A 13,920-nucleotide genomic window follows, 5' to 3' on the forward strand; every position below is an offset into this window, starting at 1 on the left:
CGTTACGCTTTCCCGCCACTTTTCTTTTCATCAATTGATCTCATCCGGGTGACATCTGTCTGCACGACGCTCATTATGAAAGCAGTAGCATTTATGAGGGCAATCCGAAATGGAACAGTTGCGTGCCGAACTCAGTCATCTGTTGGGTGAAAAACTCAGTCGTATAGAATGCGTGAATGAAAAAGTGGATACGGCCCTGTGGTCACTGTACGACAGCCAGGGAAATCCGATGCCACTGATGGCGAGAAGTTTCACCACGCCGGGTATGGCGCAGCAGTTGGCATGGAAAACCTCCATGCTGGCGCGCAGTGGTACGGTGCGTATGCCCGTCATTTATGGGGTCTTAACCCACGAGGAACATCCCGGTCCTGATGTGCTACTGCTTGAGCGTTTACGTGGAGTGCCGGTGGAAGCGCCTGCCCGAACGCCCGAACGCTGGGAACATTTAAAAGATCAGATCGTAGAAGGTCTGCTGTCATGGCATCGGCAGGATAGTGCTGGCTGCGTGGGAATGGTGGATAACACGCAAGAGAATATCTGGCCATCCTGGTATCGTCAGCGGGTTGAGGTGCTGTGGACCACGTTAAATCAGTTCAACAATACCGGGCTAACGATGCAGGACAAGCGGATCCTGTTTCGCACCCGTGAGTGCTTACCTACCTTATTTGCAGGATTCAATGATAACTGCGTGCTGATCCACGGTAATTTCAGTTTACGTAGCATGCTCAAAGACGCCCGTAGCGATCAGCTTCTGGCTATGGTGGGACCGGGGTTGATGCTGTGGGCGCCAAGGGAATATGAACTGTTCCGCCTGATGGATAATGCGCTGGCGGAAAGCCTGCTTTGGCAATACCTGCAGCGCGCGCCAGTGGCGGAGTCATTCATCTGGCGGCGCTGGTTGTATGTGTTATGGGATGAAGTGACGCAATTGGTCAACACCGGACGCTTTAATCGTTCCAACTTTGACCTGGCAACGAAATCATTGCTGCCGTGGCTCGCATGATAAACATGTGAACACCTTATCAGGCAACATTCCTGTCAATGTTCCGATCCCTTCAGCCACTGCCAGATGCGTCCCAGGGTTTCGTAACCAACGCGATCGCTGTGCATCAACCAGACGGGTGAAGGTATAGCGCGCTCCCACGGATTAAGCGGTGAATCAATTGCTAACTGATTGGCTGGCGCTGGCAGCGGATGCAAGCCGGCCTGCTGGAAGAAGATCATCGCCCGCGGTAAGTGGGAGGCAGAGGTTACCAGCAGGAACGGCGCATTGCCGATGGCCTTCTTTACCGCTGCGGCTTCTTCTTCGGTATCTTTGGGGTGATCCAGGGTGATGATTTCATCGGCTGGCACCCCCAGCGACTGCGCTACGCGGGCGCCAGCTTCTGCGGTACTGACGTTATTCGTCTTTGCGGCCGCGCCGGTAAAGATGAGCTTCGATCCCGGGTTTGCGCGCCATAGGCGAATACCTTCATTCAGACGTGGAAGGCTGTTGCTGATCAGATTTGAACTCGGCGCCCACTGCGGATTCCAGGTATACCCTCCGCCCAGCACCACAATATATTCTACTTTTTGCGAACCTTGCCACGTTGGATAACTGTCCTCAATCGGTTTCAACAGGCTGTCGGCGACGGGCTGTAAACTAAGGAGTAACAGTGCCAGCCAACTCAGGCTAATACACACTTTCCCTGTTTTTTGAAAGCGACTGAACCAGACCAGCGCCAGGCCAATACCCATCATAATTAGCATCAGTGGCAGCGGCAGCATCATACCGCCAATCACTTTCTTCAGCGTAAAAAGCATCCTTTTTGGTTCCTTTTTTAACCATACAGCAGGGGATCTGCAGGGATATTACACCAGGAAGGTTCATTCTCGGCGTGGGTGTGACAAAATAGCGGTTTTACTTAGTCACCCTAAAGCCAGTATGCGGAGAGCCCGATGCGGGATCGCAATTTTGATGACATTGCAGAGAAGTTTTCCCGTAACATTTACGGCACCACCAAAGGTCAATTAAGACAGGCTATCCTTTGGCAGGATCTGGATCGATTACTGGAAACGTTCGGTGAGCAAAAACTGCACATTCTGGATGCCGGTGGTGGTGAAGGGCAAACGGCCATCAAAATGGCGGAACGAGGACATTTCGTCACATTATGCGATCTGTCTGGCGAGATGATCGCCCGAGCGCAACAGGCGGCAGAGGCAAAAGGTGTGAGCGGGAACATGCATTTTATACAATGCGCCGCTCAGGATGTTGCTTCGCATTTGGAAAGCCCGGTTGATCTGATATTGTTTCATGCTGTGCTGGAGTGGGTGACAGATCCGGTCAGCGTGTTGCAGACTCTGTGGTCAGTATTGCGTCCAGGCGGCGCGCTGTCGTTAATGTTCTACAATGCTAACGGTCTGTTGATGCATAACATGGTCGCAGGGAACTTTGACTATGTGCAGGTGGGGATGCCGAAACGTAAAAAACGCACGCTTTCACCGGACTACCCGCGCGATCCGGGGCAGGTCTACCAGTGGCTGGACGAGATCGGTTGGCAGATAACCGGTAAAACGGGCGTCCGTGTGTTTCATGATTATCTGCGAGATAAACATAAACAGCATGACGACTTTGAAATGTTACTTGAGTTAGAAACGCGCTATTGCCGCCAGGAACCGTATATCAGCCTTGGGCGCTATATTCATGTCACCGCGATTAAAAGTTCGGCCCGAGCCGCAGATGCAAGGATAATTTATGAGTGAATTTTCCCAGACAGTCCCCGAACTGGTTGCCTGGGCCAGAAAAAATGACTTCTCCATCTCTCTGCCGGTAGACAGACTTTCGTTCCTGCTGGCGGTCGCGACCCTGAACGGTGAGCGACTTGACGGCGAGATGAGTGAAGGTGAGCTGGTGGATGCGTTCCGCCATGTGAGTGATGCGTTTGAGCAAACCAGCGAAACCATCGGCGTACGCGCCAACAACGCGATCAACGATATGGTGCGTCAACGTCTGCTGAACCGCTTTACCAGCGAGCAGGCGGAAGGCAACGCTATATATCGTTTAACGCCATTGGGAATTGGCATCACGGATTACTACATTCGTCAGCGTGAATTCTCTACGCTACGTCTTTCAATGCAGCTGTCGATTGTTGCAGGTGAACTAAAGCGTGCGGCGGATGCGGCAGCGGAAGGTGGCGATGAGTTCCACTGGCATCGTAACGTCTACGCGCCATTGAAATACTCGGTGGCGGAGATTTTCGACAGTATCGATCTGACTCAGCGCATCATGGATGAACAGCAACAGCAGGTAAAAGACGACATCGCACAGTTGCTTAATAAAGACTGGCGGGCGGCGATCTCCAGCTGTGAACTGCTGCTCTCTGAAACGTCTGGTACGCTGCGTGAACTGCAGGATACGCTGGAAGCGGCGGGGGATAAGCTACAGGCTCACCTGTTACACATCCAGGACGCCACGATGACGCATGACGATTTGCATTTCGTCGATCGGTTGGTGTTTGACTTACAAAGTAAGCTCGACCGCATTATCAGTTGGGGTCAGCAGTCCATTGATTTATGGATCGGCTACGATCGTCACGTGCATAAGTTTATCCGTACCGCGATCGATATGGATAAAAACCGCGTCTTTGCCCAGCGTTTGCGCCAGTCCGTGCAGACATACTTTGACGATCCGTGGGCGCTAACCTATGCCAACGCCGATCGTCTGCTGGATATGCGTGACGAAGAGATGGTGCTGCGTGACGAAGAGGTCACCGGCGAGCTTCCGGAAGATCTGGAATATGAAGAATTTAACGAGATCCGTGAACAGTTGGCGGCGATCATCGAAGAACAGCTAGCTATCTACAAATCCAGACAAACACCACTGGATCTCGGTTTGGTCGTGCGCGAGTATCTGGCGCAATACCCACGTGCGCGTCATTTCGACGTCGCGCGCATAGTTATCGATCAGGCGGTACGCCTTGGCGTAGCGCAAGCAGACTTCACCGGACTGCCAGCCAAATGGCAGCCGATTAATGATTACGGAGCCAAGGTACAGGCGCATGTCATTGACAAATATTGAACAAGTGATGCCGGTAAAGCTGGCGCAGGCGCTGGCGAATCCGTTATTTCCGGCGCTGGACAGCGCCTTACGTTCGGGCCGCCATATCGGTCTGGATGAACTGGATAATCATGCCTTCCTGATGGATTTTCAGGAATATTTTGAAGAGTTTTACAGCCGCTATAACGTGGAATTGATCCGTGCGCCGGAAGGGTTCTTCTACCTTCGCCCGCGTTCAACGACGCTCATTCCCCGTTCGGTCCTGTCTGAACTGGACATGATGGTCGGTAAAATTCTTTGCTATCTCTATCTCAGCCCGGAACGCCTGGCGAATGAAGGGATTTTTACCCAGCAAGAGTTGTACGACGAGCTGCTAACGCTGGCTGATGAAGCGAAGCTGCTGAAACTGGTGAACAATCGTTCAACCGGTTCGGATGTTGATCGCCAGAAGCTACAGGAAAAAGTTCGTTCTTCGCTAAACCGTCTGCGCCGTTTAGGCATGGTGTGGTTTATGGGTCACGACAGCAGCAAATTCCGTATTACGGAATCAGTCTTCCGCTTTGGCGCGGACGTGCGCAGCGGTGACGATCCGCGAGAAGCGCAGCGTCGCTTAATTCGTGATGGCGAAGCGATGCCGGTCGAGAACCGCCTGCAGCTCAACGATGAGCCCGAAGAGAATCAGCCGGACAGTGGAGAAGAAGAATAATGATTGAACGCGGTAAATTTCGCTCACTTACGCTGATTAACTGGAATGGTTTTTTTGCCCGTACATTCGACCTTGATGAACTGGTTACCACGCTGTCCGGCGGTAACGGTGCGGGTAAGTCCACCACCATGGCGGCATTTGTTACAGCGCTCATCCCGGACTTAACCCTGCTGCATTTCCGTAACACCACCGAAGCCGGTGCAACCAGTGGTTCACGTGATAAGGGCCTGCACGGTAAGTTGAAAGCGGGCGTCTGTTACTCAATGCTCGACGTCCTCAACTCGCGCCATCAGCGCGTGGTCGTGGGGGTGCGTCTGCAACAGGTTGCCGGTCGCGATCGTAAAGTTGATATCAAACCGTTTGCCATTCAGGGACTGCCGATGTCGGTGCAGCCAACCCAACTGGTGACGGAAACGCTGAATGAACGCCAGGCGCGCGTGCTGTCCCTCTCTGAGCTGAAAGAGAAGCTTGATGAGATGGAAGGCGTGCAGTTTAAACAGTTCAACTCAATCACCGATTATCACTCACTGATGTTCGATCTGGGCATCATCGCCCGTCGTCTGCGTTCCGCGTCTGACCGTAGTAAATTCTATCGTCTGATTGAAGCCTCGCTGTACGGTGGGATCTCCAGTGCCATTACCCGTTCACTGCGTGACTACCTGCTGCCGGAAAACAGCGGCGTACGTAAAGCCTTCCAGGATATGGAAGCTGCGCTGCGTGAAAACCGCATGACGCTGGAAGCGATTCGCGTAACTCAGTCTGACCGTGATCTGTTTAAGCATTTGATCAGCGAAGCGACCAACTATGTGGCCGCGGATTATATGCGTCACGCCAACGAACGTCGTATCCATCTTGATAAAGCGCTGGAATATCGTCGTGAGCTGCATACTTCACGTAAGCAGCTGGCCGCGGAGCAGTATAAGCACGTGGATATGGCGCGCGAACTGGGCGAGCATAACGGCGCGGAAGGCGATCTGGAAGCTGATTACCAGGCCGCGAGCGATCACCTGAATCTGGTGCAAACCGCGCTGCGTCAGCAGGAAAAAATTGAACGCTACGAAGCGGATCTCGAAGAACTGCAGGTCCGTCTCGAAGAACAAAATGAGGTGGTCGCGGAGGCCGTTGACCGCCAGGATGAAAACGAAGCCCGCGCAGAAGCCGCGGAACTGGAAGTGGATGAGCTGAAAAGCCAGCTTGCCGATTATCAGCAAGCGCTGGACGTCCAGCAAACGCGAGCCATCCAATATACCCAGGCGATCCAGGCGCTGAATCGGGCGAAAGAGCTCTGCCACTTACCGGATCTGACCGCCGACAGCGCTGCTGAATGGCTGGAAACCTTCCAGGCTAAAGAGCAGGAAGCTACTGAAAAACTGCTGACGCTGGAACAAAAAATGAGCGTGGCGCAAACCGCGCACAGCCAGTTCGAACAGGCTTATCAGCTGGTGGCGGCTATCAATGGCCCGCTGGCGCGTGGTGAAGCCTGGAGCGTGGCGCGTGAACTGCTACGAGAAGGCGTTGAACAGCGCCACCTGGCGGAACAGGTTCAGCCGTTGCGTATGCGACTTAGCGAGCTGGAGCAGCGTCTGCGCGAACAGCAAGACGCCGAGCGTCTGCTGGCTGAATTCTGCAAGCGTCAGGGTAAACAGTTCGATATCGATGAGCTGGAAGCGCTGCACCAGGAGCTGGAAGCACGCATCGCCGCCTTGTCGGATAGCGTTTCTTCTGCCAGCGAACAGCGTATGACGTTGCGTCAGGAGCAGGAACAACTGCAGTCTCGTATCCAGCATCTGATGAAACGTGCGCCTGTCTGGCTGGCCGCGCAGAATAGCCTGAATCAGCTTAGCGAGCAGTGTGGCGAAGAGTTTACCTCAAGCCAGGACGTGACCGAGTATCTGCAACAACTGCTGGAGCGCGAGCGTGAAGCCATTGTTGAGCGTGATGAAGTCGGTGCGCGCAAAAATGCAGTTGATGAAGAAATTGAACGTTTAAGTCAGCCGGGCGGGGCAGAAGATCAGCGTCTGAACGCGCTGGCGGAGCGCTTCGGTGGCGTTCTGCTGTCAGAAATCTATGACGACGTTAGCCTTGAAGATGCGCCGTACTTCTCTGCGCTGTACGGTCCTTCGCGTCATGCCATCGTGGTGCCGGATCTGTCGCTGATTACCGAGCAGCTTGAAGGGCTGACGGATTGTCCGGAAGATCTCTATTTCATCGAAGGGGATCCGCAGTCGTTTGATGACAGCGTTTTCAGCGTTGATGAGCTGGAAAAAGCGGTAGTGGTGAAAACCGCCGAGCGTCAGTGGCGTTATTCCCGCTTCCCGACGGTGCCGATTTTTGGCCGTGCAGCGCGCGAAAGCCGTATCGAAACCCTGCATGCCGAGCGTGAAGGGCTGTCTGAACGTTTCGCAACGCTCTCCTTTGACGTCCAGAAAACCCAGCGTCTGCATCAGGCGTTCAGTCGTTTCATTGGCAGTCATTTGTCGGTGGCGTTTGAAGCCGATCCGGAAGCGGAAATTCGCCAACTGAATGGCCGTCGCGTTGAACTGGAACGTGCGCTGAGCAATCATGAAAATGATAATCAGCAAAGCCGTATGCAGTTTGAGCAGGCGAAAGAGGGGGTCTCTGCTCTTAACCGCCTTCTCCCGCGTTTGAATCTGCTGGCGGATGACACGCTGGCCGATCGCGTGGACGAAATTCGTGAGCGCCTGGATGAAGCCCAGGAAGCGGCGCGTTTTGTGCAGCAACATGGCAACCAGTTAGCCAAACTGGAACCGATTGTTTCGGTCCTGCAAAATGACCCTGAGCAGTTTGAACAACTGAAGGAAGACTACGCGTATTCCCAGCAGATGCAGCGCGATGCGCGTCAGCAAGCTTTTGCTCTGACCGAAGTGGTGCAGCGCCGGGCGCACTTTAGCTATTCCGACTCTGCTGAAATGCTTAGCGGCAACAGCGATCTGAACGAAAAACTGCGTGAGCGCCTGGAACTGGCGGAAGCTGAACGTACCCGCGCCCGTGAAGCGCTACGCAGTCACGCCGCACAGTTAAGCCAGTACAACCAGGTCATGGCGTCGCTGAAAAGCTCCTATGACACCAAAAAAGAGCTGCTTAACGATTTACAACGTGAACTGCAGGATATTGGCGTTCGTGCGGACAGCGGTGCCGAAGAGCGCGCGCGTATTCGTCGTGATGAACTGCATGCGCAGCTCAGCAATAACCGTGCGCGCCGTAACCAACTGGAAAAAGCGTTGACCTTCTGCGAAGCGGAGATGGAAAACCTGACCCGCAGGCTGCGCAAGCTGGAACGTGATTATTTTGAAATGCGCGAGCAGGTGGTTACCGCGAAAGCCGGATGGTGTGCGGTGATGCGGATGGTGAAAGATAACGGCGTTGAACGCCGCCTGCACCGTCGTGAGCTGGCGTATCTTTCCGGTGATGAACTGCGCTCGATGTCGGATAAGGCGCTTGGTGCGCTGCGCCTGGCGGTTGCGGATAACGAACACCTGCGCGATGTACTGCGCATGTCTGAAGATCCAAAACGCCCAGAGCGTAAAATTCAGTTCTTTGTCGCGGTTTATCAGCATCTGCGTGAACGTATTCGCCAGGATATCATCCGTACCGACGATCCGGTTGAAGCGATCGAACAGATGGAGATTGAGCTGAGCCGTCTGACGGAAGAATTAACGTCTCGCGAACAGAAACTGGCGATCAGCTCTCGCAGCGTGGCGAATATCATTCGTAAGACCATTCAGCGCGAACAGAACCGTATTCGCATGCTGAACCAGGGGCTGCAAAGCGTGTCGTTTGGCCAGGTAAACAGCGTTCGTCTGAACGTCAACGTACGCGAGACGCATGCTACCTTGCTGGACGTACTTTCCGAACAGCATGAGCAGCACCAGGATCTGTTTAACAGCAATCGTCTGACCTTCTCTGAAGCGCTGGCGAAGTTGTATCAGCGTCTGAATCCGCAGATTGATATGGGGCAACGTACGCCGCAAACCATCGGTGAAGAACTGCTGGATTACCGTAACTATCTGGAAATGGAAGTTGAAGTTAACCGTGGCTCTGACGGCTGGCTGCGTGCTGAATCTGGCGCGCTGTCAACCGGTGAAGCGATCGGGACCGGGATGTCTATTCTGGTGATGGTTGTGCAAAGCTGGGAAGACGAAGGGCGTAGACTGCGCGGGAAAGATATTTCTCCTTGCCGTCTGCTGTTCCTGGATGAAGCTGCGCGACTTGATGCACGCTCTATCGCGACTCTGTTTGAACTGTGCGAGCGTCTGCAAATGCAGCTGATTATCGCAGCCCCAGAAAACATTAGCCCGGAGAAAGGCACCACCTACAAACTGGTGCGTAAAGTCTTCCAGAACACCGAACACGTTCACGTGGTAGGTCTGCGCGGGTTTGCGCCTCAGTTACCTGAGCCGCTGCCTGGCACCGAAGATGCCTCCTCGCAGGCAAGCTAAATAAAAGGCGGCTAAATGGCCGCCTTCTTTTCTTCCGAAAATTCTCAATAACTGGTGTAATTTCTTTAAACTTCTTTACATTAGGTTAGGCAAAAATTTTTTCATGTTTATATACTAAAGGTAAGCCTAACGCGTCACAGGCTTGCTCGTCATACTTCAGCTTGTATTGGCGTTTTACAGGTTCGGCCCCGCCAAAATAAGGGGAAGACATACGGCCTGGCTACTCAAAGTATGATAAAAAACAGGGGGCAAGGGATGTTGCTTAATAAAATGTGTGGTCGTCGGCTGTCGGCAATTAGTTTGTGCCTGGCCGTAACATTCGCTCCACTGTTCAATGCGCAGGCCGATGAGCCTGAAATGATCCCTGGCGATAGCTCAGCGACCGTCAGTGAACAGCCAACAGCGTTATCGCAGCCGCAGGCTCAATCTTCCGCGACGGCTATCATGGCAGGTATCCAACCACTGCCCGAGGGCGTGTCAGTTGATAAAGCCCGCGCCGAATTACAATCTCAACTTCCAGCGGGCTTCACACCGGTTTATATGAGCCAACTGGAACTGCTGTATGCCGCACGCGAAATGAAACCGATGTGGGAAAATCGTGATGCGGTAAAAGCCTTTCAGCAACAGTTAGCTGAAGTGGCGATTGCCGGCTTTCAGCCGCAGTTCACCACCTGGGTTGCTCTACTGACTGACCCGGCAGTAACCGGTCAGGCGCGAGATATCGTGCTCTCAGATGCGATGATGGGATATCTGCACTTTATTGCCAACATCCCCGTCAAAGGTAATCGCTGGCTCTATAGCGATAAGCCCTATGCGCTGACGACGCCGCCGATTTCCGTGATCAACCAATGGCAAGTCGCGCTGGATAACGGTCAACTGACTTCGTTTGTCGCCAGCCTGGCACCGCAACATCCGCAGTACGCAGCAATGCATGAATCGCTGCTCAAACTGGTGGGTGATACGCGGCCCTGGCCGCAACTGACCAGTACCGCGACGCTGCGTCCGGGGGAGTGGAGTAACGACATCCCTGCGCTGCGTGAAATTTTGCGCCGCACCGGGATGCTGGAATCTGTTGTCAGTACGGCTGTCAAAGAAGGCCGTAGCGCTTACGATCGTGAACTTGTTGACGCGGTTAAGCGATTTCAGACGTGGCAGGGGCTTGGGGCCGATGGCGCGATTGGCCCTGCCACGCGTGACTGGCTGAACGTGACGCCCGCTCAACGTGCGGGCGTGCTGGCGTTAAATATTCAGCGCTTGCGCCTGCTGCCGGGTACGCTGTCTACCGGTATTATGGTGAATATTCCTGCCTACTCGCTGGTGTATTATCAGAACGGCAATCAGGTGCTGGCCTCGCGCGTTATCGTCGGACGTCCCGATCGTAAAACGCCGATGATGAGCAGTGCGCTGAATAACGTGGTCGTTAACCCGCCGTGGAACGTGCCGCCGACGCTGGCCCGGAAGGATATTCTGCCTAAGGTTTGGAATGATCCGGGGTATCTTGAGCGTCACGGCTATACCGTAATGCGCGGCTGGAACAGCAAAGAGACGATAGATCCGTGGCAGGTTGACTGGGCCACCATCACCGCCTCCAATCTGCCGTTCCGCTTCCAGCAGGCTCCGGGAGCGCGTAACTCGCTCGGACGCTATAAATTCAATATGCCGAGTTCGGATGCTATTTATCTGCACGATACGCCGAACCACACTCTGTTCCAGAAGGATTCGCGGGCGTTAAGCTCCGGCTGCGTGCGCGTGAACAAGGCATCTGAGCTGGCGAATATGCTGCTACAGGATGCGGGGTGGAATGATACGCGCATCTCGGATGCCCTGAAGCAAGGGGATACAAGGTACGTGAATATTCGCCAGAATATCCCCGTTAACCTCTACTATCTGACCGCATTTGTTGGCCCGGATGGTCGCACGCAGTATCGTACAGATATTTACAATTACGATCAGACAGCGCGATCCAGTGCACAAATTGTGTCAAAAGCTGAACAATTAATCAGATAAATGAAGCAGTTCGAGGAAAATAATTGTCGTAAGTTATGCTGGAAACGGGGCGAAATGGCTGCAAGCCCCGTATTTCCTGGGGTTGGGAGCCTTGACGTGGACTACTTAGCCAGATAAGGTTTCCCGCGTGCGCTAGAGCATACATACGATAACATTGACCTTGTAGACCTTAAAACCATGGACAAATTTGACGCTAATCGCCGCAAACTGCTGGCGCTTGGTGGCATTGCCCTCGGCGCTGCCATCCTGCCTACGCCTGCGTTTGCTACACTCTCTACCCCACGTCCGCGCATTTTGACTCTGAATAACCTGCATACCGGTGAGTCAATAAAAGCAGAGTTTTTTGATGGCAGGGGCTATATTCAGGACGAATTAGCTAAACTTAATCACTTTTTCCGTGATTTTCGTGCGAATAAAGTGAAATCCATCGATCCGGGATTGTTCGATCAACTCTTCCGTCTGCAGGGCCTGCTGGGCACGCGTAAACCCGTACAGCTTATTTCTGGTTACCGCTCTATTGATACCAATAATGAATTACGTGCGCACAGCCGCGGTGTGGCAAAGAAAAGCTACCACACGAAAGGGCAGGCCATGGATTTCCATATTGAAGGTATCGCATTAAGTAATATTCGCAAAGCTGCGTTATCTATGCGCGCAGGTGGTGTAGGATACTACCCACGCAGTAACTTTGTGCATATTGACACCGGACCGGCGCGTCATTGGTGATCCATAAGCTTAATGAAACAGGAGCCGTATGAACTATCGTATTATTCCGGTCACTGCATTCGCCCAGAACTGCTCGTTAATCTGGTGTGAGCAAACCCGTCTGGCTGCGCTGGTCGATCCCGGCGGCGATGCTGAGAAAATCAAACAGGAAGTCGATGCCAGTGGCCTGACGCTAATGCAGATCCTGCTCACCCATGGTCATCTTGATCACGTAGGTGCTGCGGCTGAACTGGCACAGCATTATGGTGTACCGGTTATTGGTCCGGAAAAAGAAGATGAGTTCTGGTTACAAGGACTTCCTGCTCAGAGTCGCATGTTTGGCTTGGGCGATTGTGAGCCGCTGACGCCCGATCGCTGGTTGAATGAAGGCGACCGGGTAAGCGTGGGTAACGTGACGTTGCAGATACTGCATTGCCCGGGCCACACGCCGGGACATGTGGTCTTCTTTGATGAACAATCGAAGCTACTGATTTCTGGTGACGTGATTTTCAAAGGCGGCGTTGGGCGCAGCGATTTTCCTCGCGGAGATCATAGTCAATTGATTGATTCGATTAAACGTAAACTGTTGCCGTTAGGCGATGACGTGACGTTTATTCCGGGTCACGGCCCACTTTCGACGTTGGGCAACGAACGGCTACATAATCCGTTCCTGCAGGATGAAATGCCAGTCTGGTAACACCGCAGATAAATGAAAAAGGCCGCTATTGCGGCCTTTTTAGTACGCGTTAGATTACAGTACTGCGACAATCGCTTCGCACAGCGGCGCCATGTTATCTGGCGTCATTCCTGCTACGTTCACACGTCCGGAAGCGACGGCATAGACACCAAACTCTTCACGCAGACGCAGAACCTGCTCTTTGGTCAGGCCGCTGAATGAGAACATGCCGTTCTGTTTGATGATAAAGCTGAAGTCGCGGTTCGCACCTTTCTCCTGCAGCGTATTCACAAACAGCAAACGCATGCGTTGGATGCGTTGACGCATATCAGTCAGTTCCTGCTCCCAGATAGCGCGCAGGGCATCGTTGCTCAGGATGGTTGCCACAACCGACGCGCCGTGTGCTGGTGGGTTGGAATAGTTGGCACGAATGACGGACTTCATCTGGCTAAACGCGCGGTCGACGGTTTCAGCATCGGCTGCAACCAGCGTACAGGCGCCTACGCGCTCATTGTACAGACCAAAGTTCTTGGAGTAGGAGCTGGCGACGATCAGCTCTTTGTGCAGCGCAGCGAATGCGCGCAGACCTTCTGCATCTTCTTCCAGACCGCGGGCAAAGCCCTGGTATGCGAAGTCAAACAGCGGCAACCAACCTTTTTCGACAGAAAGCTGAGCCAGCGTTTGCCACTGCTCCAGCGTAGGATCGATACCGGTTGGGTTATGGCAGCAGCCGTGGAATAACACCACGTCGCCAGCCTGCGCTTCGCTGAGGCTTGCCAGCAGCGCATCAAAGTCTAATGAGTGGTTCGCGGCATCGTAATAGTTGTATTCACGAACTTCCAGACCGGCAGAGTTAAAGACGCTCTTATGGTTTGGCCAGCTTGGATTGCTCACCCATACGCGTTTAGCTGAGGTGTTTTTTGCCAGGAAATCAGCGGCCACACGCAGTGCGCCAGTGCCGCCAGGAGTCTGTGCTGTACGCGCACGTTTGTCGTTGATAAGCGAACTTTCTTTACCAAACAGTAATTCCTGAGTGCAGCGACCAAACTCTGGAATACCGTCGATGCCAAGGTAATTTTTGGTGGTTTCATTTTCCAGAATATATTGCTCGGCTTTTTTAACGCTGGTCAGTACCGGCGTTTTGCCTGTCTCATCTTTATATACACCGATCCCAAGGTTTATTTTTCCTGGGCGGTCATCGGCACGAAACAAATCAGCCAGACCCAAAATGGGGTCGGCAGGAGCGGCAGTAATGTTCTCAAACATGACGAGGTTCCATAGTGATTACAGAAGGGAAGTCCGCTATCAGGTTAACGGTAGATTTACAAAA

Annotated in this window: 10 protein-coding genes; 8 read left to right on the plus strand and 2 right to left on the minus strand. The window is 53.3% G+C overall.

Features of this window, described 5'->3' with window-relative positions:
• Positions 1-109 precede the first annotated feature (109 nt).
• On the plus strand, positions 110-1,003 hold the full coding sequence (locus tag N0B36_RS03645; protein ID WP_016152453.1) for a YcbJ family phosphotransferase: 894 nt from the start codon (positions 110-112) through the stop codon (positions 1,001-1,003).
• 35 nt (positions 1,004-1,038) lie between these two features.
• Here N0B36_RS03645 and elyC read toward each other — a convergent pair whose 3' ends face one another.
• The gene (gene elyC / locus N0B36_RS03650; protein WP_047501165.1) at positions 1,039-1,803 is read right to left on the minus strand and encodes an envelope biogenesis factor ElyC; all 765 of its coding nucleotides are present in this window, start codon (positions 1,801-1,803) and stop codon (positions 1,039-1,041) included.
• Positions 1,804-1,938: 135 nt separating this feature from the next.
• On the opposite strand from elyC, the gene cmoM reads away from it, so the two are divergent.
• From cmoM to N0B36_RS03685, 7 genes are all read left to right on the plus strand, one after another.
• Positions 1,939-2,742 carry a tRNA uridine 5-oxyacetic acid(34) methyltransferase CmoM gene (gene cmoM, locus N0B36_RS03655; RefSeq protein WP_016152455.1) on the plus strand — a complete coding sequence of 268 codons (804 nt, stop codon included), beginning with the start codon at positions 1,939-1,941 and terminating at the stop codon, positions 2,740-2,742.
• Positions 2,735-4,057: a chromosome partition protein MukF gene (gene mukF, locus N0B36_RS03660; protein WP_016156123.1), complete on the plus strand. Its 1,323-nt coding sequence runs from the start codon at positions 2,735-2,737 to the stop codon at positions 4,055-4,057. Before cmoM ends, mukF begins: the two co-directional genes overlap by 8 nt.
• Complete coding sequence (gene mukE, locus N0B36_RS03665) at positions 4,038-4,742, plus strand: chromosome partition protein MukE (protein WP_016152457.1); 705 nt, start codon at positions 4,038-4,040, stop codon at positions 4,740-4,742. Before mukF ends, mukE begins: the two co-directional genes overlap by 20 nt.
• A complete protein-coding gene (mukB, locus tag N0B36_RS03670; RefSeq protein ID WP_016156124.1) occupies positions 4,742-9,202 on the plus strand; it encodes a chromosome partition protein MukB in 4,461 nt (1,486 codons plus the stop codon). Before mukE ends, mukB begins: the two co-directional genes overlap by 1 nt.
• A gap of 255 nt (positions 9,203-9,457) precedes the next feature.
• A complete protein-coding gene (gene ldtD, locus N0B36_RS03675; protein ID WP_200046463.1) occupies positions 9,458-11,209 on the plus strand; it encodes a L,D-transpeptidase in 1,752 nt (583 codons plus the stop codon).
• Between the two features lie 177 nt (positions 11,210-11,386).
• Entirely contained in the window at positions 11,387-11,935 is a 549-nt protein-coding gene (locus N0B36_RS03680; RefSeq protein ID WP_016152461.1) for a YcbK family protein, read from the plus strand.
• Between the two features lie 28 nt (positions 11,936-11,963).
• The gene (locus N0B36_RS03685) at positions 11,964-12,611 is read left to right on the plus strand and encodes an MBL fold metallo-hydrolase (protein WP_047501159.1); all 648 of its coding nucleotides are present in this window, start codon (positions 11,964-11,966) and stop codon (positions 12,609-12,611) included.
• 54 nt (positions 12,612-12,665) lie between these two features.
• Here N0B36_RS03685 and aspC read toward each other — a convergent pair whose 3' ends face one another.
• A complete protein-coding gene (aspC, locus tag N0B36_RS03690; protein WP_016152462.1) occupies positions 12,666-13,856 on the minus strand; it encodes an aspartate transaminase in 1,191 nt (396 codons plus the stop codon).
• Between the last annotated feature and the right edge of the window lie 64 nt (positions 13,857-13,920).

Origin of the sequence: Citrobacter sp. XY323, from assembly GCF_025106035.1 — a bacterium.
Taxonomy (GTDB): Bacteria; Pseudomonadota; Gammaproteobacteria; order Enterobacterales; family Enterobacteriaceae; genus Citrobacter; species Citrobacter braakii.